Source organism: Streptomyces fradiae, from assembly GCF_041270065.1.
GTDB lineage: Bacteria > Actinomycetota > Actinomycetes > Streptomycetales > Streptomycetaceae > Streptomyces.
On record NZ_CP065958.1, the window covers coordinates 7,139,162 to 7,161,671 of the forward strand.

Annotated in this window: 17 protein-coding genes and 1 pseudogene; 11 read left to right on the forward strand and 7 right to left on the reverse strand. The window is 73.0% G+C overall.

Going from position 1 to position 22,510, the window contains the following annotated elements; all coding sequences use genetic code 11:
• Nucleotides 1–23 precede the first annotated feature (23 nt).
• The 3 genes from JAO84_RS32455 to JAO84_RS32465 are packed head-to-tail and all read right to left on the reverse strand — an operon-like array spanning nucleotide 24 to nucleotide 3,393.
• Nucleotides 24–1,532 (reverse strand): long-chain fatty acid--CoA ligase, encoded by a 1,509-nt coding sequence (locus JAO84_RS32455; RefSeq protein ID WP_370416042.1) that lies wholly within the window; start codon nucleotides 1,530–1,532, stop codon nucleotides 24–26.
• A gap of 11 nt (nucleotides 1,533–1,543) precedes the next feature.
• Nucleotides 1,544–2,422: an amidohydrolase family protein gene (locus JAO84_RS32460; RefSeq protein ID WP_370416930.1), complete on the reverse strand. Its 879-nt coding sequence runs from the start codon at nucleotides 2,420–2,422 to the stop codon at nucleotides 1,544–1,546.
• A 26-nt stretch (nucleotides 2,423–2,448) separates the two neighbouring features.
• On the reverse strand, nucleotides 2,449–3,393 hold the full coding sequence (locus JAO84_RS32465) for an SDR family NAD(P)-dependent oxidoreductase (RefSeq protein ID WP_370416043.1): 945 nt from the start codon (nucleotides 3,391–3,393) through the stop codon (nucleotides 2,449–2,451).
• A 144-nt stretch (nucleotides 3,394–3,537) separates the two neighbouring features.
• On the opposite strand from JAO84_RS32465, the gene JAO84_RS32470 reads away from it, so the two are divergent.
• Nucleotides 3,538–4,044 (forward strand): MarR family winged helix-turn-helix transcriptional regulator, encoded by a 507-nt coding sequence (locus JAO84_RS32470; RefSeq protein WP_370416044.1) that lies wholly within the window; start codon nucleotides 3,538–3,540, stop codon nucleotides 4,042–4,044.
• Nucleotides 4,045–4,075: 31 nt separating this feature from the next.
• Here the strand turns inward: JAO84_RS32470 and JAO84_RS32475 are convergent, their stop codons facing one another.
• Nucleotides 4,076–5,428, reverse strand: coding sequence for a hypothetical protein (locus JAO84_RS32475; RefSeq protein ID WP_370416045.1), 1,353 nt, complete (start codon nucleotides 5,426–5,428; stop codon nucleotides 4,076–4,078).
• 80 nt (nucleotides 5,429–5,508) lie between these two features.
• Here JAO84_RS32475 and JAO84_RS32480 point away from each other — a divergent pair, with 80 nt between their 5' ends.
• On the forward strand, nucleotides 5,509–6,132 hold the full coding sequence (locus JAO84_RS32480) for a LysE family translocator (protein ID WP_370416046.1): 624 nt from the start codon (nucleotides 5,509–5,511) through the stop codon (nucleotides 6,130–6,132).
• An 11-nt stretch (nucleotides 6,133–6,143) separates the two neighbouring features.
• Here JAO84_RS32480 and JAO84_RS32485 read toward each other — a convergent pair whose 3' ends face one another.
• Together JAO84_RS32485 and JAO84_RS32490 are read right to left on the reverse strand one after the other, a co-directional pair.
• Nucleotides 6,144–8,591: a discoidin domain-containing protein gene (locus JAO84_RS32485; RefSeq protein WP_370416047.1), complete on the reverse strand. Its 2,448-nt coding sequence runs from the start codon at nucleotides 8,589–8,591 to the stop codon at nucleotides 6,144–6,146.
• Between the two features lie 142 nt (nucleotides 8,592–8,733).
• The gene (locus JAO84_RS32490) at nucleotides 8,734–9,762 is read right to left on the reverse strand and encodes a LacI family DNA-binding transcriptional regulator (protein WP_370416048.1); all 1,029 of its coding nucleotides are present in this window, start codon (nucleotides 9,760–9,762) and stop codon (nucleotides 8,734–8,736) included.
• A 234-nt stretch (nucleotides 9,763–9,996) separates the two neighbouring features.
• On the opposite strand from JAO84_RS32490, the gene JAO84_RS32495 reads away from it, so the two are divergent.
• The 9 genes from JAO84_RS32495 to JAO84_RS32535 all read left to right on the forward strand — a co-directional run bounded on the left by JAO84_RS32495 (nucleotide 9,997) and on the right by JAO84_RS32535 (nucleotide 22,105).
• Entirely contained in the window at nucleotides 9,997–11,304 is a 1,308-nt protein-coding gene (locus tag JAO84_RS32495) for a sugar ABC transporter substrate-binding protein (protein WP_370416049.1), read from the forward strand.
• Between the two features lie 13 nt (nucleotides 11,305–11,317).
• Nucleotides 11,318–12,190 carry a carbohydrate ABC transporter permease gene (locus JAO84_RS32500; RefSeq protein ID WP_265862895.1) on the forward strand — a complete coding sequence of 291 codons (873 nt, stop codon included), beginning with the start codon at nucleotides 11,318–11,320 and terminating at the stop codon, nucleotides 12,188–12,190.
• A gap of 4 nt (nucleotides 12,191–12,194) precedes the next feature.
• Nucleotides 12,195–13,037 carry a carbohydrate ABC transporter permease gene (locus JAO84_RS32505; protein WP_370416050.1) on the forward strand — a complete coding sequence of 281 codons (843 nt, stop codon included), beginning with the start codon at nucleotides 12,195–12,197 and terminating at the stop codon, nucleotides 13,035–13,037.
• A gap of 54 nt (nucleotides 13,038–13,091) precedes the next feature.
• Nucleotides 13,092–14,363, forward strand: coding sequence for a glycosyl hydrolase (locus JAO84_RS32510; protein ID WP_370416051.1), 1,272 nt, complete (start codon nucleotides 13,092–13,094; stop codon nucleotides 14,361–14,363).
• Between the two features lie 61 nt (nucleotides 14,364–14,424).
• Complete coding sequence (locus tag JAO84_RS32515) at nucleotides 14,425–17,472, forward strand: alpha-mannosidase (RefSeq protein ID WP_370416052.1); 3,048 nt, start codon at nucleotides 14,425–14,427, stop codon at nucleotides 17,470–17,472.
• A gap of 96 nt (nucleotides 17,473–17,568) precedes the next feature.
• Nucleotides 17,569–18,363 (forward strand): maleylpyruvate isomerase family mycothiol-dependent enzyme, encoded by a 795-nt coding sequence (locus JAO84_RS32520; RefSeq protein WP_370416053.1) that lies wholly within the window; start codon nucleotides 17,569–17,571, stop codon nucleotides 18,361–18,363.
• Nucleotides 18,364–18,555: 192 nt separating this feature from the next.
• Entirely contained in the window at nucleotides 18,556–19,767 is a 1,212-nt protein-coding gene (locus tag JAO84_RS32525; RefSeq protein ID WP_370416054.1) for an ROK family protein, read from the forward strand.
• 94 nt (nucleotides 19,768–19,861) lie between these two features.
• Nucleotides 19,862–21,352: an ABC transporter permease gene (locus JAO84_RS32530; protein ID WP_370416055.1), complete on the forward strand. Its 1,491-nt coding sequence runs from the start codon at nucleotides 19,862–19,864 to the stop codon at nucleotides 21,350–21,352.
• Nucleotides 21,353–21,409: 57 nt separating this feature from the next.
• Nucleotides 21,410–22,105: an ABC transporter ATP-binding protein gene (locus tag JAO84_RS32535; RefSeq protein WP_370416056.1), complete on the forward strand. Its 696-nt coding sequence runs from the start codon at nucleotides 21,410–21,412 to the stop codon at nucleotides 22,103–22,105.
• A gap of 18 nt (nucleotides 22,106–22,123) precedes the next feature.
• On the opposite strand, the pseudogene JAO84_RS32540 reads toward JAO84_RS32535, so the two are convergent.
• Nucleotides 22,124–22,414, reverse strand: a pseudogene (locus JAO84_RS32540) (M23 family metallopeptidase); the annotation flags it as partial.
• Nucleotides 22,415–22,510 lie beyond the last annotated feature (96 nt).

The following is a 22,510-nucleotide window of genomic DNA, read 5'->3' on the forward strand; positions in this document are numbered from 1 at the left end:
GGTTCCCTTCACGTTGTGCATGTCTATTGGCCCGTCCCGTAGCGGGAGCGGAGTTCGTGCTTGAGGAGCTTTCCGGTGGCCGTGCGCGGCAGCGCCTCGGCCAGGACCAGGGATTTCGGGATCTTGTAGCGGGCCAGCCGCCCGTCCAGGGACGCCAGGATCGAGGCGGGATCGGGCGTGCTCCCCGCCCGCGCGACGACGATCGCGCGGGCCGTCTCGCCCCACCTCGCGTCCGGCACGCCGATCACCGCGCACTCGGCGACATCGGGGTGCGCGAGCAGCGCGTCCTCGACCTCGGCCGGATAGACGTTCTCGCCGCCCGAGATGATCATGTCCTTGAAGCGGTCGACGATGGTGACATAGCCGTCCGCGTCGACCCGGGCCGCGTCGCCGGTGCGGAACCAGCCGTCCACGAAGGCCGCTTCGCTCTCCGCCGGCAGCCCCCAGTAGCCGCTCATCACATGCGGGCCGCGGACCAGCACCTCGCCGGTCTCGCCGACCTCCGCCTGCGCCAGATCGGGCCGCACCACCCGTACGTCGGTGAAGAAGTGCGGCACCCCGGCCGAGCCGGCCTTCGCGACCGCGTGCTCCGCGTCCAGGAACAGCGCCCCGGGCGACGCCTCCGTCATCCCGTACCCCTGGAGGAAGGTCAGACCGCGTTCCTGGTACGTGGCGATCAGCGGGGTCGGTACGGGCGCGCCGCCGCAGTTGAGCAGGCGCAGGCTCGACAGGTCGGCCGTCGCCCAGCGCGGGTGCCGGGCCACCTGGTCGAACATCGTCGGCACCCCGAACATGAAGGTGACGCCGTGCCGTTCGATCAGGTCGAGCGTGCCGCCGGGGTCGAAGGACTCGACGAGCACGCACGCGCCGCCCTTGAGCAGCACCGGCAGGGTCAGCATGTTCAGCGCGCCGGTGTGGAACAGCGGGGCGGACACCAGCGCGGTCTCGTCCGCGACCAGGTCGTGGTCGACGAGCACGTTGACGGCGTTCCAGACGATGTTGCCGTGGGTGAGCATGGCGCCCTTGGGGCGGCCCGTCGTCCCCGAGGTGTACATGATGATGCAGAGGTCGTCGGGCGAGACCGGCTCGTCGATCGGCGCGGTGGCGGCGCCGGCGAGCAGCTCCTCGTACGCCGCCCCGCCCACCTCGACGACGGTCCGCGCCCCGCCCGACTCCGCTGCCACGGCGGCGACGGCGGCGAGTTCGGGGGAGTGGAGCAGCGCGCGACTGCCCGAGTCGGTGAGCTGGTAGGCGATCTCGGGCGCCGTGAGCCGGGTGTTGAGCGGCACGAACACCGCGCCGAGCAGTCCGGCGGCGAACAGCGTCTCCAGGAACGCCGGATGGTTCCGGCCGAGGTACGCGACGCGGTCGCCGCGCCGGACGCCCGCGGCGCGCAGCGCGTGGGCCAGGCGGGTGGTGCGCTCGTGCAGTTCGGCGTAGGTGAAGGCGTCCGCCTGGTGGATCAGGGCGGTGCGGTGCGGGGTCTTGCGGGCCCGGCGGGCGGGCCATGACCCCAGTCCCTCGTTGCGCATCGACGGCCCTTTCAGGCGGGGGATTCGGTGAGGCCGAGCAGCCGGGCGGCGTTGTGCTTGAGGATCGCGGGGCGGACCTCGTCCTTGATCGGCAGCTCGGCGAAGTCGGCCAGCCAGCGGTCCGGGCTCAGCACCGGGTAGTCGGAGCCGAAGAGGACCTTGTCCTTGAGCAGGGTGTTGGCGTAGCGCACCAGCTGCGGCGGGAAGTACTTCGGCGACCAGCCCGACAGGTCGATGTGCACCCCCGGCTTGTGGGTGGCCACGGCCAGCGCCTCGTCCTGCCAGGGGAAGGACGGATGCGCGAGGACGATCTTCATGTGCGGGAAGTCGGCGGCGACGTCGTCCACCCGCATCGGGTCGGAGTACTTCAGGCGGATGCCGCCCCCGCCGGGCACGCCGGCGCCGATTCCGGTCTGCCCGCTGTGGAAGAGCGCGACGGTGCCGGTCTCCTCGATGACCTCGTACAGGCCGTAGGCGAGCCGGTCGTCGGGGAAGAAGCCCTGGATGCTGGGGTGGAACTTGAAGCCCCTGACCCCGTACTCCTCGACGAGGCGGCGGGCCGCCCGCACCCCGGCCCGGCCCCGGAAGGGGTCGATCGAGGCGAAGGGGATGAGCACGTCGGGATGCGCGGCGGCGGTCTCGGCGATCTCCGCGTTGGGGATCGGCTCGGTGCCGGTGGCGTGCTCGGCGTCCACCGTGAAGACCACGGCGGCCATCCGCCGCTCCCGGTAGTACGCGGCCATCTCCTCAAGCGTCGGCTTCCGGTCGCCCGCGACCTTGAAGTACGCGCCGGAGGCGGAGTGCAGCTCGTCGGAGAGCGAGGAACGGCCGCTCGCGGACACCTCGCAGTGGGTGTGGACGTCGATGGCGACCAGCTCGTCCACGGCCATTCCTCGTGTTGCGCTCATCCCGCTCATCACGCCTCCGGGAGGCGCGGCGCGGGGATGCCGACCGTCTGCGGGACGCGGCCGACCGAGGTGTGCCAGGCGGCGGCGAGGGTCTCCGGAGTCCAGCCGCCGTCCGCGTAGGCGGTGGCGATCTCCTCGGGGTGCGACCACAGGGCGAGCCGGTCGCCGCCGATGCCCACGCACTGGCCGGTGACGTCGGCGGCGGCGTCGGAGGCGAGGAAGGGCACGAGCGCCGCGCAGTCCTCGACCGTGCCGAAGCCCTCGCCCTTGCGCAGGAAGTCCGGGAGCGGCGCGCCGTCCCGCATCGCCGCCACGTACGGGGCGAAGGCCGGGATCGTCTCGGTCATGGCGGTCGCGGCCACCGGCACCACCGTGTTGACGGTGATCCCGGCCTTCGCCAGCTCCATCGACCAGGTACGGGCCATGGCGGCGACACCGGCCTTGGCGGCGGCGTAGTTGGTCTGGCCGAAGTTGCCGCGCTGCCCGGCGGGGGAGCCGACCAGGATCAGCCGGCCGCCATCGCCTTGCTCGCGCATCCGTACGGCGGCGGCGCGGGCGCAGGTGAAGGTGCCCCGGAGGTGGGTGTCGACGACGGCGTCGAAGTCCTCGTCGGTCATCTTCCACAGCACGCGGTCGCGCAGGATGCCCGCGTTGGTGACCAGGACGTCGAGCCGCCCGAAGGCGCTCACGGCCCGCTCGACCAGCCGGTCCGCCGCCTCGGCGGTGCCGACGGCGACGGCTTCGGCGACGGCCCGGCCGCCCGCCGCGACGATGCCGGCCGCGGCCTTCTCGGCGACCTCGGCGTCCAGGTCGTTGACGACCACGGCGGCTCCGGCGGCGGCCAGCGCGGTGGCGTAGGCGAGGCCGAGACCCCGGCCGGAGCCGGTGACGATCGCGACCTTGCCGGTGAGATCGACGGTGGGAGCGGGGCCGGGTGTGGGTGCGAGTGGCATGAGAAGAGTCCCTTCAGGCATGGGGGAGGGGCGGACGGGAGAGCGAGGCTCGATCGGCTTCGATCCGCTGGGAAGGAAGCTAGGACCAATAGTTGTTGACGTCAATGGTTGTGATCGACATTGGTTCTGCGGCATGCTGGTGCCATGAACGACAGAGACGCCAGAGACACCAGAGGCGCCGGAGACACCGAGGACCGCGCGGACGACCCCTGGATGCTCGGCCTGCACTCCGACACCGGATATCTGCTCTACCGGCTCGGCCAGCGCTCCGGTCAGCTCTTCAACGCCGCCCTCCAGGAATCCGGACTGCGGCTGCGCCACTACGCGGTGCTCCGCTACCTCGCCACCGTCGAGGGCGCCCTCCAGCGCGAGTTGAGCACCCGCCTCGGCTACGACCCCAGCGCCATCGTCGGTCTCGTGGACGACCTCGAACGCCTCGCCCTGGTGGAACGCCGCCCGGCCCCCGGCGACCGGCGCAGCCGCATCGTCGTCCTCACCGCCGCCGGCCGCGGCTACCTCAAGGACACCGACCGCAGCAGCCGCCGCGTCACCGACGGCCTGCTCGCCCCGCTGTCCGAGGAGGAACGCGCCGTGCTGCACGCCCTGTTGCGCCGGGTCGCCGAGCCGGCGGTCGAGCCCGCCACCGACTGAGCCGCGCGGCCCGCGTGGAGCGCGCGGGGCCTCACGGGTGGGTGAACACGCACGCCATCCGGGTGTCCGGGTTGCTGCTCATGCCGACGATCGCCCCGCCGTCCGCCCGGTTCGCCCGGGCGTGCGCGCCCGCGTAACCCCGCGAGGTGAGGAAGAAGCCGAGCGCCGCGATCCACTCCTCCGCGCGGCCGGTCGCCGGATCGAGCACCGGTTCGGGGCGCGGCACCACCCGCTCCTGCGCCAGATAGCCGCGCTCGCCCGCCACCGCGAGCGCCGCCCGCCACTCGGCGTCCGTGCACTCCCAGCCCACGAAGGTGTCCAGACCGCCGTGCCCGGCGCCCGGCTTGAGGATCAGCCGCTCCCGCCGCTCCCGGCAGGCGTCGAGCAGCGCCGCCGGAGCCCCGCCGCCCAGCGGCCGGCTCCACGGAAGCACCCGGGCCACGAGCGCCCGCTCGGCCGCGGTGAAGGCACCCGCCCACCGCGGGTCGGACAGCAGACCCAGCGCGTTCTTGTGCGCGTACAGACCGCTCTCCAGCGAGGTGAACAGCACCGTCCGGCCCGCGTCGTGCGCCCGGAACAGCTGCTCGGCCGCCGCCATCCCCGCCGGGTCGTCGAGCAGCTGACTCGCCCCGAAGTTCCGCAGCACCAGATCGAGCGCGGCCCCGTCCAGGGACAGCTTCCCGTCCGGCCGGGTGCGCAGCTGCCCCACCTCGCCGATCCGCAGCTCCAGACCCTGCGCCGCCATCGCCTCCTGGAAGGCCCGCATCAGCGTCCCGTACGGGCCGATCCCGCCGTTGCCCTCGATCAGGCCGATCACCGGCTCCGCCGCACCGCCCGCGAGCGCGGGCCGCGCCCGCTCCCGCAGATCGGCGGCGAGCAGCGCCGCCGTGTCCTCGTACGCCAGGGAGTGCGCGGCGGCGAAGTCCGCGAAGGCGGCCACGCCCAGGAGCGCCGTGTTGCACACGGCCATGTCCATGCCCCCGACCTCGCTGCCGAGGTTGAACTCCAGGAGCCGGTAGCCGGTGCCGTCGTGGTACGCGTCGGCCCGCCCGAGCCGCGCCGGGCGGCCCTCGGCCGAGCGCCGCAGCAGCGCGGCGTGCCGGGGGTCGAGCCCGAGCTCCTTCGCGTACCGCTCGGCGTCGCCGTCGAAGAGCCGCTCGGGGAGGGAGACCAGGAGGTCGAACAGCCCGTCCAGGTCCTGCGCGAAGGAGCGCACCTCCACTTCCTGTACGAACCAGGGCTGCGGCAGCAGATGGCGCCGCCACGCGGTGTCGAAGGCCGGCGGTAGCGCGGCGCGCGCCACCGCGTCCCGCAGCTCCTCGTGTTGCAGCTCCTCGTTCCCCTGTCGGCAGAGGTCGGCGTACGTGCGGCTCAGCAGCGTCATGCGGCCCAGTCGAACACGCCCGGCGCCGACGGAACAGAGGCCCGTACCGGCCAGGTCGGCGGGGATGGCACACTCGCCCCATGGTGTACGAATTCCTCGCCGCGGCGGGTGTGCTCGCCCTCCTCACGATGGTGCCCGGACCCGACATGGCGGTCGTGACCCGGCGTGCGGTCGCCGCGGGCTGGCGCGACGGACTGCTGACCGTCGCCGGGATCACCACCGGTCTCCTCGTCTGGGGTGTGCTCTCGGTCGCCGGGCTCGCCGCCGTCCTGGCCGCGTCCGCCACCGCGTACACCGTCGTGAAACTGGCCGGCGCCGCCTATCTGGTCGTCCTCGGCGTCCAGGCCCTGCGCGCCGCCCGCCGCGGCGGGCACGCGGACGCGGCCCCCGCGTCCCTGCCGGCGCCGTCCGGGAACCCGTGGCGCACCGGCCTGGTGAGCAATGTGCTCAACCCGAAGATCGCCGTCTTCTACACGGGTCTGCTGCCCACCCTCGCGCCGCACGGACTGTCCCCGCACACCGGAATGGCGCTCCTGGTGCTCGTCCACGCGGCCCTTACCGTGCTCTGGCTGGGCGGCTATGTGCTGCTGCTCGCGAAGGCCCGGGCGTTCTTCGCCCGGGCCTCCGTGCGCCGTGGCATGGAGCGGATCACCGGTGTCGTCCTGATCGGCTTCGGAGTCAAGGTCGCCACGGCTCAGGCTTGACCGTCCAGGAGTTACGAGCCCCAGGCCTCGAACTCGTAGATCCGGGCCGCCGGATCCGTCGTCTGCGTCGGCCGGGTGACCACCAGACGCACATAGCGGGCGGTCACGGTCACCGGATGGGTCGTGGTCGCCGCCGTGTTGCCGGTGACCGTCACCGCCGTGGTCCAGGCGGCGGAGGCGCTGTCGCGGACCTCGATCCGGAAGTCCCGGGTGTTCCAGGTGGCGCTCTCGCCGCCCGCCGCCGCGTGCTTCACCACGAAGCGGTTCAGCTCGCGCGGTGAACCGAGGTCCACCTCAAGCCACTTGTCGGTCGTCAGGGTGCACCACTTGTCGGTGGTGCCGCCGGACACGCTGCCGTTGACGGCCTTCGCCGGGGTCTCCGAGGAGTTGCACTGGCCGGAGCCGGTCGCCGGACGATTCACTGCGACGTTCGCCTCGGTCGCCGCCGACCAGCCGACCGTGGCGCTCGCGGCGGGGGAGCGGCCCCACTCCGTCGACACCGCCTCGACGTCGAGCGTCGTCGCGGTCTCCGTACCGGCCCGGTCGAGCCTCGGCACGAAGTAGCTGTCGTTCGGCGTGGCCCCGAGGAAGGTGCGGCCGCCGCCCGCGTCGCGCCGGTACACCTCGTAGTGGTGCACCTGCCCGCCGGCCGGCGCGGTCCACGCGAGCCGCAGCGACTTGCTGCCCGTGCCGGTGTCGGTGCTGCCGAGCACGGTCGGCGCGCCGGGCGCCGCCGTCGCGTCCACCTGCCCGTCGTACACGCCGAGTTGGCCGACCTTGACGTCGTACGAGGCGGCCGTCCCGGTCGTCTGGAGGCCGAGCTGGGCGATGGTGCGTCCGGCGTACGGGGAGAGGTCGAGCGTCCTGCGCTCCCAGCCGGCCGTCGTGGTGGAGCCGAGGTCGAGGGTGGTGAAGGTGGTGGGGGAGTCGGTGAAGGAGACGGCGGCCTTCAGGCGCGTCGGTCCGGCCGCCGGGGTCTTCAGGACCACCGACAGCCTGGTGTCGGCGGCGACCGGGAGGCGGGTCTGGTAGAGCCGTACGGTGTTCACGGCGTCCAGCGGGCCGGTCAGGCGCAGCGCGGAGCCGCCCTCGTAGGCGTCGGTGAAGTCGTAGGAGGCCTTGAGCTTCGTCCCCGTGGACTGCACCAGCCAGCGGTAGGTGGGCGGCACGTCCTGGAGGGAGAGGTTGTTCCAGCCGGCGGCCGAGACCCGGGCGCCGCCGGAGTGGTAGAAGTCGCCCTGGCCGGCGTCGAAGGAGGTCACGAAGGGCTTGGCGGTGACCGGCGACGACTCGGCGATGTAGTGCGCCAGGCCCTTCCAGCTCGATGTCGTGCTGGTGTTGGACGGGTCGCCGTTGGCGCCGTCCCAGTAGCGGGCCTCGCGCGCGTACGAATCGGCCCGGTCCGTCGAGGAGTTGTGGGTCCACTCGGGGCGGTAGAGGCCGAGCGAGGTGGTGTGCGGCCTGCCGTCCGGGAAGACGGCGCTCCACGGCGCGCTCGAGTTGTAGCCGTTGGCCTCGGTGTCGACGCCCGCGAACAGCTCGTACTCACTGCGCCCGAGGGAACGGGCGAGGGTGCGGGAGGAGTCGAGGGCGGAAGCGCCCCAGCCGAAGTCGAGGAACATCGAGTCGCTGGTGCGCTGCGAACCCTCCTGCAGGAAGGCGTCGTTGGCGCTGGTGAGCGCGTCTTGCCAGCTGACCGCGCCGGACTCGGTCATCGCGTCGTACCACATGAACTCGACCGGGCCGAGCGAGCGCGCGTAGCGCAGGGTGTTGCGCATCTCGGTGGCGAGGGTGCTGTCGCCGCCGGCCGTCTCCTGGTTGATGAACCAGCCGTCGAAGCCGTAGTACTGGGCGGCCTGGGCGAGTTTGTCGGCGACCGGGTAGCGGCTGCCGGACTTCTGAACGAAGTCCCGCACCCACTGGATCTGCCCGCCGTAGGCGGTGGGCGGGAAGAAGACCGTGCCGTAGACCTTCACGCCGTTGCGGTGGGCGGCGTCGATCACGGTGGGGTTCGGCGCGAGGATCAGCCCCTCGCCCGCCGAACCGCCCCAGAAGACCAGCTTGTCGACGTACTGCCAGTGCCCGAAGGCGTAGTAGCGCGGATCGAGCGAGCCCTGGGAGGGATTGTTCGAGGTCGGGGCGAAGGACACCAGGGACACGACCTTGCCCTCACCCGCCCGGGCGTTGGCGTTCGCCTTCAGGGCGGGGTCGGAGACCCGTGGCGTGAGCGGCACGCGCGAGCGGTTGAAGCGGGCGTCGGGGTCGGTGGCCGGGTCCCAGTTCAGGATCGAATTCGGGTACCAGTAGGAGGCGTAGGGCTGGTCGCCGGCGGCAGCGGCGACAACGTTGTCGGGCGCCGGTGCCGCCGCGGACCCCGACGCCGAGGCGGCGGGTGTGACGGCGAGGCCGAGAAGGGCCGCCGACAGGGCGGCGGCCAGCAGGCGGGGAAGTCGTCTCATCGATGCTCCGGTCCAGCAGGAGGGGGGAAGGAAGGCTGGTGGTGCCGGTGGCGCGATGGTGCGGAGAGCGAACGGGGCGGCACTCCGTCGCCCGGTCCGGGAGGCTAAACCCCTTTAGCAGAGGGGTCAAGAGGGCCGGTCGTCATCCGGCGGCCGGTGCCGCCGTGCTCTCGCGGACCGTGAGCCGCGGTGTCGGGTTCCTGACGTCGCGGCCCGCCGCCGGGTCGTCGACCACGGCGAGCAGGGCGGTCGCGACCTGCTCGCCGAGCGCGAAGGTGTCGCGGGACAGCGCGGTCAGCGAGGGGTGCACGATCCGGGCGAGCGCGGAGTCGTCGAAGGACACCAGGGACAGTTCGCCCGGCACCCGTACGCCCATCTCGGCGGCGACCCCGAGCCCGGCGACCGCCATCACGTCGCTGTCGTACACGATCGCCGTCGGCCGCTGCCCGGCCGGCCGGGCGAGCAGCGCGCGGGTGGCGGCGGCGCCCTCGGCGTCGCTGAAGTCCGTCGGTACGGAGACGGCGTCGGCGAGTCCGAGGCGGCGCGCCGCGTCCCGTACCGCCCGGATCCGGCGCCGGGTGTGCTGGAAGGCGGGCAGCCCGGCGAGATGCGCGATCCGGCGGTGGCCGAGCGCCGCCAGGTACTCGACGATCGAGGTCATCGCCTCGCGGTCGTCGGCCCAGACGGCGGGCAGCCCGCCGTGCCGGCCCGGCCCGCCGAGCACCACGGTCGGCACCCCGAGCTCCTCCAGGACGGGGATGCGAGGGTCGCGCACCTGGAGGTCGACGAGCACGAAGCCGTCCACCCGGTGCTCGGAGGTCCAGCGCCGGTAGACCTCGATCTCGGCGGCGGTGTCCTCGACGACGAGCAGCTGGAGTGCGGTGCCGCGGATGGAGAGCGCGGCCTGGAGACCGGAGAGCAGCTGGCCGAAGAACGGCTCGAGCCCGATGGTGCGGGCGGGCCGGGCCAGCACCAGGCCGACCGCCCCGGCGCGCGCCCCGCCGAGCGCGCGGGCGGCGCTGTGCGGGCGCCAGTTCATCCGCTCGGCGACCCGCAGGATGCGGTCCCGGGTGGCCTCGCTGACGCCCGGGCGCCCGTTGAGCGCGAAGGAGACGGCGCCCTTGGAGACACCGGCCTCCCTGGCGATGTCGGCGATGGTCGGTCTGGCCAACGGACGCCCCCTTCCCGGCCGTTGCGGATACGGCCGATTCCGCTCGGTCCCTGCACGGTCCCTTGACACCGGAGTCTAGCCGCGAGCATAGTCCCGCATCGCTAGACCGGTTTAGTAGATCTCGTCGAGCAGCTGAGCACCGAGCAAGCCGAACAGACCGAGCAAGCCGAGCGTCAGAAGCACCGAGCAAGGTCCGCGCACACCCCCGCGACGTCCGAGCAAGGAGACACCCTCGTGCGACACATCCGGAGAAGCCCCCTGGCCCGCTGGACCGCCACGGCCACCGCCGCCGCCCTCGCGGCCGTGACCCTCGCCGGCTGCGGCCTCGGCGGCACCGAGGATTCCGGGGCCCCCGGCCCGGTCGGCACCGGCGGCGAGGTCAAGGGCAAGATCTCCCTCCAGACCTGGGCCCTCAAGCCGAAGTTCACCGCCTACATGGAGAAGGTGATCGACGGCTTCGAGAAGAAGTACCCGGGCACCACGGTCGAGTGGCTCGACCAGCCCGGCGAGGGCTACTCGGAGAAGGTGCTCAGCCAGTCCGCCGGCGGCACCCTGCCCGACGTCGTCAACCTCCCCCCGGACTTCGCCCTCCCCCTCGTCAGGCAGAACCTGCTGCTCGACATCGGCAAGGCCGACGCCGCCTCCGCGAAGGACTACGTCAAGGGCGGCCTCGACGCCTACCGCTTCCCCGGCCACGACGGCACCTACGGCTACCCCTGGTACCTCAACACCGACGTCAACTACTGGAACGGCGAGTTGTTCACGAAGTACGGCCTCGACCCGAAGAAGCCGCCGGCCTCGCTCGACGAGCTCGTCAAGGCCGCCCGTACGGTCAAGGAGAAGTCCGGCGGCCAGACCTATCTGATGAGCCGCAAGCCCAACCTCATCGACCTCGCCAACGCCGGTGTGCCGATCATGAACGCCGAGGGCACCCGCTTCACCTTCAACACCCCCGAGGCCGCCGCGGTCCTCGACACCTACCGGGCCGCCTACCAGGAGGGCCTGCTGCCGAAGGACGTGCTCACCGAGACCTACGCGGGCAACACCAAGCTCTTCGCCTCCGGCACCGCCGCCTGGACCACCGCCGGCGCCAACTACATCACCAGCCTCGCCACCGACAACCCGACCCTCGCCCCCAAGGTCGTCTCCTCGCCGGCCATGGGCACCCCGCCGCTCTACGTGCAGGGCGTGTCCATCCCGAAGAACACCAAGAACCCGGCCGCCGCCCTCGCCCTCGCCCGCTGGGTGACCAACGCCGAGAACCAGGCCGCCTTCGCCCACGAGACCAGCATCTTCCCCTCCACCACCGCCTCGGCCGCCGACCCGTACTTCGCCAAGAGCGACGGCAGCAACGCCGGCGACGCCAAGGTCACCGCCTTCCGTTCCCTCGCCGCCGCCAAGGTCCTCGAACCCGTCCAGGCCAACGACGCCGTCAAGACCCTGATCAACCAGCAGATCGCGCTCGCCATCAGCGGCCAGGCCGGATCGAAGGAAGCCCTCGACACGGCGGTCGCCCGCGCCGACCAGCTCATCAAGGACTGAGGCGGCGCCCGACATGACCCACCGACGCTGGTTCACCCCCTGGCTGCTCGCCGGCCCCGCGCTGCTCTGGCTCGCCGTCTTCAACCTGTGGCCCGCCGTCAACACCGTGATCCTGTCCTTCACCAACGCCAAACCGCTCGGCGGAGGACACTTCACCGGCCTGGCGAACTACCGGCGGGCCCTGGACGACGCCCAGCTGACCGACGCCCTGGTGAACAGCGTCGTCTACCTCCTGGTGTGTCTGCCCCTGCTCACCCTCCTTCCGCTGCTGCTCGCCCTCCTCGTCGAGAAGAAGCTGCCCGGCATCACCTTCTTCCGCACCGCCTTCTACAGCCCCGTCGTCGCCTCCGCCGTCGTCGTCGGCATCATCTGGGGCTGGGTGCTCGACGACCGTGGCCTGCTCAACGGCATGCTCCACCAGCTGGGCCTGGCCGACCGGCCCGTCTCCTTCCTCACCGACCGCTGGCTGCTGCTGTTCAGCGCCATCGCGCTCACCGTGTGGAAGGGCCTCGGCTACTACATGGTCATCTATCTGTCCGCGCTCGGGAACGTCGGGCGCGAGCTCCACGAGGCCGCCGCCGTGGACGGGGCCTCCGCCGTCCGCCGCTTCTGGCACGTCACCCTGCCCGGCGTCCGCCCCGCGATGCTCCTCGTCTCCGTGCTCATCTCGGTCTCTGCCCTGCGGATCTTCTCCGAGCTGTACGTGCTCTCCCACGGCACCGGCGGACCCGGCGGGCGCGACATGTCCGTGGTCATGCTCATCCAGATGTACAGCCGGGGCTTCACCGGCCACATCGGCTACGCCTCCGCCCTCAGCATCCTGCTCTTCGTCCTCACCGTCGGGCCGATGCTCGTGCTCGCCCGGCTCGACCGGAAGGGGGCCTGACGGCATGGCAGCCCCGGGCCGCGCCCCGTCCACCGCCGAGAAGGCGGTCCGCTATCTGCTCCTGCTCGGCGTTCTGCTGCTCACCATCGGGCCCTTCCTGTGGCAGCTGTCCACCTCGCTGAAGGGACCCGCCGAGGACGTCTACTCCCGCACCCCGGGCTTCCTGCCCGACGCCCCGACCCTCGCCAACTACGCCAAGGTCGCCGACACCATCCCGGTGTGGACCTACGCCGCCAACTCCCTGGTCGTGGCGGCCATCATGGTCCTCGGGAACGTCGTCGGCGCCACCCTGGCCGGTTACGCCCTCGCTCGCCTCCGCTTCCGCGGCGCCCGCCTCGCGCTGGGCCTCTTCCTCGCCACCCTCGTGCTGCCCGGCGAGGTCACCATCGTCTCCCAGTACGTGACCGTGCGCAGCCTCGGCCTCACCGACACCCTCCTCGGCGTCGCCCTGCCCGGCGCCATCGCGATGCTCAACGTGCTCCTCATGTACACGGCCTTCCGGTCCGTGCCGCCCGAGCTCGACTCCGCCGCGCTCGTGGACGGCGCCAACGCCTGGCAGCGCCTGGTGCACGTGAGTCTGCCGAACGTACGGGGCATGCTGAGCGTCGTGGTGATCTTCACCTTCATCGGCGCCTGGGACGACTTCCTGTGGCCGCTCATCGTGCTCAACGACCCCGGCCGCTACACCCTCACGGTCGGCCTGCAGTACCTCGACGGCACCTTCACCGCCAACCCCCGGCTGATCGCCGCCGGCACCATGATCGCCTTCCTGCCGATCGTGGCCGTGTTCGCGGCGCTCCAGCGCTTCTTCTTCAAGGGGGTCGAGGAGGGCGCGCTCAAGGGCTGACCGGGGCTGACCGACCTGACCGCTGCCCGTCTCACGAAGGACACCGCACCGCACATGACGCACTCTCCTTCCGCCGCCCCGCGTTTCGGCGTCAACTACACGCCCAGCGAGGGCTGGTTCCATCACTGGCTCGACTTCGACCTCGACGCCGTACGCGCCGACCTGGACTCGATCGCCGCCCTCGGCCTCGACCACGTCCGGGTCTTCCCGCTGTGGCCGCTCTTCCAGCCCAACCGCACCCTGATCCGGCCGCGCGCCGTCGAGCAGCTCGCCGCGCTCGTCGACGCCGCCGCCGAACGTGGCCTCGACGTCGCCGTCGACGGCCTCCAGGGCCATCTGTCCAGCTTCGACTTCCTGCCCGCCTGGACCCAGACCTGGCACCGGCGCAACCTCTTCACCGACCCGGACGTGCTCGACGGCCAGGCCGCCTATCTGCGCACCCTCGCCGCAGCCCTCGACGATCGGCCGAACTTCCTCGGCATGACCCTCGGCAACGAGATCGACCAGTTCTCCGGCGACCCCCACCCCGACCCCGACCGGATCACCCCCGACCAGGCCGCGCACTGGCTGCGCCGCATGCTCGCCGCCTGCGAGGACGGCGCGCCCGGCCGGTTCCATCTGCACGCCGCCTACGACGCCGCCTGGTACCTCGACGACCACCCCTTCACCCCCGGCCACGCCGCCCGCATCGGCGCGGCCACCGCCGTCCACTCCTGGGTGTTCAACGGCACCGCCCAGCGCTACGGCACCGACTCCGTCGCCGTCGGCCGGCACGCCGCCTACCTCGTCGAACTCTCCAAGGCCTGGGCCGACGACCCGCACCGCCCGGTCTGGCTCCAGGAGGTCGGCGCGCCCGCCCCGCACATCCCCGCCGACCGGGCGGCCGAATTCACCCGGACGACCGTCGCCGCCGCGCTCGACTGCCCCGATCTGTGGGGTATCACGTGGTGGTGCTCCCACGACGTCGACCGCGCGCTCGCCGACTTCCCCGAACTGGAATACAGCCTGGGCCTGTTGACCAACGACCGGAAGCCCAAGCCGGCCGGCCGGGCCCTCGCGGACGTCGTCGCCGCAGCCCGTACGACATGGGTCCGGCCCGCGCCGAGGAGCACCGCGCTCGTCGTCGACCTCCCGGAGGAGGTCACCGCGCGCTCGTCCTGCGGCCCCGGCGGCGCGCACTACGAGGCGTTCATGCGGCTCGCCGCGGACGGGGCCCGCCCGGCCGTCGTCCTCGCGGCCCGCGCCGCCGACCCCGCGCACCTGGCCGCCCGCGGCATCACCGAGCTGGTCAGGCCCGAAGACCTCCGCGCGAGCCTGAGCGGCTGACCCCGCCCCGTAACCCCGACCCGGCTCCGTACCCTCGCCCCTGTCACTGGGAGTGCTCCGCATGCATGACGACCGCAGCCTCGTCGAGTCCCGGCTCAAGCGGGTCCTCGAAGAACGCATCCGCCCCGCCGTCCACCCCGTCTCCGTGCCCCTCACCGCGGGCATCTGGACCGCCCCCGGCGAACCCGTCCCGGTCGCCGAGGGCCTTGCCGCGCCCCGTACCCCCATCGCCGCCGGCGAGGTGTGGGGCGCGCCCTGGTCCACCAGCTGGCTCACCGTCACCGGCACCGTGCCCGAGGAGTGGGCCGGCCGGACCGTGGAGGCGCTGATCGACCTCGGCTTCGACGCCAACATGCCCGGCTTCCAGTGCGAGGGCCTGGTCTACCGCCCGGACGGCAGCCCGGTGAAGGGCCTCCACCCGCGCAACCAGTGGGTGCGGATCGCCGCCCCGGCGGCCGGCGGCGAGGAGGTGCTGCTGCATGTCGAGGCCGCCGCCAACCCGGTGATCCTCGACTACCACCCCTTCCTGCCCACCGAGCTCGGCGAGAAGGAGACGGCCGGCGACCGGCCCCAGTACCGGCTCGCCCGGCTCGATCTCGCCGTCTTCGACGAGACCGTCTGGGAACTCGTCATCGACCTGGAGGTGCTCGGCGAGCTGATGGCCGAGCTGCCCGTCGAGGGCGCCCGCCGCTGGGACATCCTGCGCGCCGTCGAGCGCGCCCTCGACGCCCTCGACCTCCAGGACGTGGGCGGCACCGCCGCCGCGGCCCGCGCCGAACTGGCCGGCGTCCTCGCCTCGCCCGCCGAGCCCTCCGCCCACCGCATCAGCGCCGTCGGGCACGCCCACATCGACTCCGCCTGGCTCTGGCCGCTGCGCGAGACGGTCCGGAAGGTGGCCCGCACCACCGCCAACATGACCGCGCTCCTGGAGGACCAGCCCGACTTCGTCTACACCATGTCCCAGGCCCAGCAGTACGCCTGGATCAAGGAGCACCGGCCCGAGGTGTACGCCCGGGTGAAGAAGGCCGTCGCCGAGGGCCGCTTCGTCCCGGCCGGCGGCATGTGGGTCGAGTCCGACACCAACATGCCCTCCTCGGAGGCGATGGCCCGTCAGTTCGTGCACGGCAAACGCTTCTTCCTCGACGAGTTCGGCGTCGAGAACCACGAGGCCTGGCTCCCCGACACCTTCGGCTTCGCAGGCGGACTCCCGCAGATCATCCGGCAGGCCGGCTCGAAGTGGCTGCTCACCCAGAAGATCTCCTGGAGCCAGGTCAACTCCTTCCCGCACCACACCTTCTGGTGGGAGGGCATCGACGGCACCCGGATCTTCACCCACTTCCCGCCCATCGACACCTACAACTGCTCCATGCAGGGCAAGGAGATCGCCCATGCCGTCCGCAACTTCAAGGACAAGGGCCGCGCCCGGCACTCCCTCGCCCCCACCGGCTGGGGCGACGGAGGCGGCGGCACGACCCGCGAGATGATCGCCAAGGCGGCCCGGATGCGCGATCTGGAGGGCTCCGCGACCGTACGCTGGGAGCGACCCGCCGAGTTCTTCGCCAAGGCCCAGGCCGAGTACCCCGAACCCCCGGTGTGGGTGGGCGAGTTGTACCTCGAACTGCATCGCGCCACCCTCACCAGTCAGGCCCGCACCAAGCAGGGCAACCGGGCGAGCGAGAACCTGCTGCGCGAGGCCGAGCTGTGGGCCGCCACCGCCGCCGTACGGTCCGGATTCCCGTATCCGTACGCGGAGTTGGACCGGATCTGGAAGACGGTGCTGCTCCACCAGTTCCACGACATCCTGCCCGGCTCCTCCATCGCCTGGGTGCACCGCGAGGCGGAGGCCACGTACGCCGCCGTCGCCGAGGAGCTCACCGTGATCGTCGACCGCGCCCAGCGCGCCCTGGCGGGGGAGGGGGACGCGGAGGTCGTCTTCAACTCCGCCCCGCACCCCCGCGGCGGCATCCCGGCGGGCGGCGCCCGGCCCCTCTCCGCCCTGTCCGCCGCACCCGGCCGCTGCACCGCCGCACCGCACGCCGACGGCGGCTTCGTCCTCGACAACGGGCTGCTCCGCGTCACCGTCGACGCCCGTGGTCTCGTCGTCTCGCTCGTCGACCTCGACACCGGACGCGAGACCGTCGCCCCCGGCGCCGCCGCCAATCTGCTCCAACTCCACCCCGACTTCCCCAACATGTGGGACGCCTGGGACGTCGACCGCTTCTACCGCAACACCGTCACCGATCTGACGGGCGTCGACGAACTGGCCCTGGCCGAGGACGCGTCGGGCGCCGTGGCGGTCCGCGTCACCCGCTCCTTCGGCTCCTCCACCGCCGTCCAGACCCTCACCCTCCGGGCGGGAGAGAAGCGTCTCGACCTCGACACCGAGGTCGACTGGCACGAGACGGAGAAGTTCCTCAAGGCTGCCTTCCCGCTCGACGTGCACACCGACCGCTACGCCGCCGAGACCCAGTTCGGGCACCTGCACCGGCCCACCCACACCAACACCAGCTGGGAGGCGGCCAAGTTCGAGGCCTGCAACCACCGCTTCGTGCACTTCGAGGAGCCCGGCTGGGGCGTCGCCCTCGTCACCGCCTCCACCTACGGACACGACGTCACCCGCACCGTCCGCCCCGAGGGCCACGGCACGACCACCACCGTCCGCGCCTCCCTGCTACGCGCCCCCCGCTTCCCCGACCCCCACACCGACCAGGGCGTGCACCGCTTCCGGCACGCCCTCGTGCCCGGGGCGCGGATCGGCGACGCCGTCCGCGAAGGCCACCGGATCAACCAGCCCGAGCGGCAGGTGCGGGGCGGCGCGGCGGCCGAGGTGGCGCCGCTGGTGAGTGCGGCCGACGAGGCCGTGGTCGTCAGCGCCCTGAAGCTCGCCGACGACGGCAGCGGCGATGTCGTGGTCCGCGTCTACGAGTCGCGCGGCGGCCGCGCCCGCACTCGCCTCACCACCGGATTCCCGCTCGCCGGCGCCCGGGTCTGCGACCTGCTCGAACGCCCCTGGCCCGGCGGGGAGGGCGAGGCGGAGACCGACGGCGACGACGTCCTGATCAGCCTGCGCCCGTTCCAGCTGCTCACCCTCCGGCTCGCCCGGGCGTGAGCCGATCGTGACCGAGCGGGGCGCCCCCGGCCCTGGGCAACGGCCGAGGGCGCCCCTACTCTTGCCCTACTCATCAGTAAGGCAAGGGGGCGGGAGATGACCGTGCTGCCGGACGGGCTCGCGGAGGCGATACGCGACACCGCGCGGGACATCGCCGAGGTGATACGGGCCGCCCCCGACACCTCCGCACCCGTGCCCCGCTCCACCTGGACCTTCGGCGAGGCCGCCGCCCACCTCGGCCAGGCCAACGAGCTGATGGCCGACCTCGCCGCCGGCCGCCCCCGCCCGTACGGCGACGGCACCCCGCAGAGCCTCGCCGCCGCCAACGAGGCGGCCCTCGCCGCCTTCCCGGAGCGCGCCGCCGGGCCGCTCGCCGACCTCGTCCACGACCAGGCGCTCGCCTTCCTCGACGCCGTCGAACAGGGCGACCCCGCCGAACTCCTCGACACCCCGCTCGGCCCGCTGGACCGCCCGACCCTCGGCTCCTATCTGCTCACCCACATGCTCGGCCACGGCTACGACCTGGCCCGCGCCCTCGGCCGCCCGCACATGGTGGACCGCACCCGGGTCGAGCTGACCCTCCCCTTCATGCTCGCCGCGATGCCCCGGGTCACCGCCCCCGACGCCGTCGCCGGACTCACTGCCCGCTACCGGGTACGCCTCTGGGGCGGCGCCCGGTTCGGCGTGACCGTCGCCGACGGCCGGGTGACCACCGGCCCCGACACCGCCGCCCGCCCCGACTGCACGGTCCTCACCGAGCCGGTCGCCTTCCTCCTGATGGCCCTCGGCCGCATCGACCCCCGCCCCGTGATGGCCACCGGCCGCGCCCTCGCCTGGGGCCGCAAGCCCTGGCTAGGCCCCCGCTTCCCGAGCCTCTTCGTGGCCCCCTAGGACGACGCCTTCTCCACGCGCGCCTGGTGCACCCGCAGGTTCAGCGTCGCGCCAGGTCCCGGTAGAGCGAGGGCTGCCCGCGATAGTCACGCGGAAGTGTCATGCTCACACCCTAGCCCAAAGAGTTCGGTCACCGAACCGTCGTGCGCGGGCCGGGCCGTTCCACCGCCCGCCGGTTAGGCTCTGCGCACGATGAACAGGAGCAAGGACATCCCGGAGCCCAAGGCCGACAAGGCGGGCGTACGCCGGCACAACCTCAGCCTCGTGCTGCGCACCGTGCACGAGAGCGGCGAGACCACGCGCGCGGCCGTCGCCGCCCGGGTCGGCCTCACCCGCGCCGCGGTGTCCTCGCTCGTCGAACAGCTCCTGGAGCGCGGCCTGCTCGTCGAGTCCGGCAAGACCTTCAGCGGCCAGGCCGGCCGCCCCGGCACCGTCCTCAAACCGGCCGCCACCGGGCCCGCCGGGCTCGGCGTCGAGCTCAACGTCGACTACGTCAGCGTCTGCGTCGCCGACCTCGGCGGCACCGGCCGGGTCCGCCGCACCGTCCCGCTCGACAACCGGGCCCTCGCCCCCGTCGAGGTGCTGCGCCGGGCCGCCGGCGTCGCCGCCGACGTGCTCGCCGAGGCCGCCGCCCGGGACCTGCGGCCCACCGGCGTCCGGCTCGCCCTGCCCGGCCTGGTCTCCGGCGGCACCGTCCAGCAGGCCCCCAACCTCGGCTGGAACCGGGTCGACGCGGACGCCCTGTTCGCCCGCGCCCTCGTCGCCGCCCGCCCGCCCGGCGCCCCCGCCCTGCCGGTCGCCTCCGACAACGAGGCCAATGTCGCGGCCCTCGCCGAGCTGTGGTTCGGCGACCTCGGAGCCGTACGCACCTTCCTGCACGTCACCGGCGAGATCGGGGTCGGCGGCGCGATCGTCCTCGACGGCGAACTGCTGCGCGGCGCCCACGGCTTCGCCGGCGAGATCGGCCACCTCACCGTGCTGCCCGACGGCCCGCGCTGCCGCTGCGGCTCGCACGGCTGCCTGGAGCGGTACGCCGGCCAGGCGGCCCTGCTGCGCGCCGCCGGGGTCCGCGGCGTCGACACCCTGGTACGCCGCGCCGAGGACGCCGAACCCCGCGCCCTCGCCGCCCTGGAGGAGGCCGGCCGGATGCTCGGCGTCGCCGTCTCCGGCGCCGTCAACCTCCTCGACCCGCAGGCCGTCGTCCTCGGCGGCATCTACCCGCGCCTGATGCCCTGGCTGGCCCCCGCCGCCGAGGCCGAACTCGCCCGGCGCGTCGTCTCCGGCCTCTGGACCCCCGCCAAGGGCCGCCTCCGCGCCGCCACCACCACCGCCGACGCCGCCCGCGGCGCCGCCGCCCTGGTCATCCAGGACATCCTGGCCGATCCCCTGGCGTACGACGGCTGACCGCTGCCTCCCTCGGCCGTCCCGCCGCAGACTCTCATCCCGCTCTCACGCGGGCCTTATCCGGCCATCACCAGGCGCCCCTACGTTCGCGCCCATGTTCTTCACCTACCTCCGGCGCGAACTGCGCCGCCGCAGAAAGGCGGCGCTCGTCGTCGCCTCCGGGCTCGCGCTGGGCATCGCGCTGGTCATCGTCGTCAACTCGGTGTCCTCCGGCATGAAGCAGGCCCAGGGCAAGGTCCTGGAATCGCTCTACGGCCTCGGCACTGACCTCACGGTCACCAAGGCGCAGGAGCAGCCCAAAGCGGGCGGGCAGGCGCAGCGGCCGCGGTTCGAGTTCCAGGGGCGGGAGGAGGGGGAGGAGCAGAGCAGTGACCGGCTGATGGTGCAGGGGTTCCAGACGCTGCCGGACACCACGGTCGGCACCGTCGCGAAGCAGGACGGCGTGGCCGAGGCGGTCGGCGGCCTCAGCCTGGTCAACCTGAAGATCAACGGCGAGTTCAAGCGCGGCGCCATCCAGCGCGGCCAGGGCGGCCAGGGCGGTCAGAAGACCGAGGGCGTCGGCCCCGGCGGTGCGGGCGGTTCCGGCCCCGGCGACACCGTGGTCGGCGGCGGCGCCGCCTTCGACGTCAACTCCTTCACCCTCTACGGCACCGACGTCACCACCCCCGACCTCGGCCCCCTCACCACCTCCACCATCACCTCCGGCCGCGGCTTCAAGACCACCGAGACCGACGCCGCCGTCGCCGTCCTCGACAGCGCCTACGCCCAGCAGGAGGGCCTCGCCGTCGGCAAGACCCTCACGGTGAAGGGCGTGAAGCTCACCGTCATCGGCATCGCCACCGCCGACAGCGGCCAGGCCGCCGCCCAGGTCTATCTGCCGCTCCAGCGCGCCCAGACCCTCGCCGACGCCAAGGGCAAGATCACCACCGTCTACGTCAAGGCCACCGACTCCAAGGAGATCGACGCGGTCAAGACCGCCATCCAGAAGAACGTCACCGGCACCACCGTCACCACCTCCGCCGACCTCGCGCAGACCGTCTCCGGCTCCCTCGACACCGCCGCCGGCCTCGCCACCACCGTCGGCCGCTGGCTCTCGTACGCCGTCCTCATCGCCGCCGTCCTGGTCGCCGGACTGCTCACCTCCGCCGCCGTCAGCCGCCGGGTCCGCGAGTTCGGCACCCTCAAGGCGCTCGGCTGGAAGAGCGGCCGGGTCACCCGGCAGGTCGTCGGCGAGGCCCTGGTCAACGGCCTCATCGGCGGCGCCCTCGGCATCGCCGTCGGCCTCGGCGGCGCCTGGCTCGTCACGACCGTCAGCCCCACCCTCACCGCCCAGCTCGGCGGCGGCACGGGCGGCGGCGGCCTCGGCGGACCCGGCGGCGGCCGGATGCTCATGGGCGGCGGACCCGGCGCCGCGGCCGGTGGCGCCGGACGGTCCCTCGACATCGCCCTGACCGCCCCGGTCAGCCTCACCACCGTCGGCCTCGCCGTGCTGCTCGCCCTCGGCGGCGGCCTCGTCGCGGGCGGCTTCGGCGCCTGGCGCGCCGCCCGCCTCCGCCCGGCGGACGCGCTGCGCCGCGTCGAGTAGACCGCGCCCCGCGCCCCCATCCCCGTATCGCACGCGCACCGCGCACAGGAGAACACCATGTACGAACTCACCGGCGTCACCAAGCAGTATCGGCGCGGCCAGGAGCGAGTGGACGCCCTCGCCGGCGTCGATCTGACCGTCCGGGAGGGCGACCGACTCGTCATCCAGGGCCCCACCGGCGGCGGCAAGTCGACTCTCCTCCAGATGCTCGGCGGCCTCGACCGGCCCACCGCGGGCAGCGTCCTGCTCGACGGCACCGACCTGGCGACGGTCTCCGAGCGCCGGCTCACCGACCTGCGCAGCCGGCTCATCGGCTTCGTCTTCCAGAGCTTCAACCTGATCCCCACCCTCACCGCGCAGGAGAACGTGGAGACCGCACTCGTCCCGCTCGGTGTCCGCACCGCCGAACGCCGCCGGCGCGCCGCCGAGGCCCTGGACTCGGTCGGCCTCGGCGAGCGCGCCGGGCACCTGCCCTCCGAACTCTCCGGCGGCCAGCAGCAGCGTGTGGCCATCGCCCGGGCCCTGGTGAAGCAGCCGAAGGTGCTGCTCGCCGACGAACCGACCGGCAACCTCGACGAGTCGATGCGCGACGAGATCGTCGACCTGCTCGAAGGGCTCTGGAAGGAACACGGGCTGACCTTCGTGATGGTCACCCACGACAGCGCCGTCGCCCGCCGCGCCCCGCGCCTGGCGACCCTCCGCAAGGGCCGGATCACCCTCAAGGAGAACCACCGGGCGGCGGAGGCGGTCTGAGCCCGGACCGCATGGGTCTCAGACGCGTACGCCGTGGGCGCGGAGATACGTCAGCGGGTCGACGTCCGAGCCGAAGGACGCGCCGGTCCGCACCTCGAAGTGGAGGTGCGGACCGGTCACCCGGCCGGTGGCGCCGGAGCGGGCGATCCGCCGCCCCGCCGACACGCTGTCGCCCACCGACACCTCGATACGGGAGAGATGGGCGTACTGCGTGTAGCGGCCGTCGGCGTGCCGGATCACCACCTCGTAGCCGTAGCTCCGGCCGTAGCCCGCGCGCACCACCCGGCCGGGACCGACCGCGCCCACCGCCCTGCCCACCGACCGGAGGTTCTCACCGTGCCCGCGCCCACGGTCCCGGTCGTCCCGGTCGTCCCGCCCGTCCAGGGCGTTGTCAGTGGCAGCCCG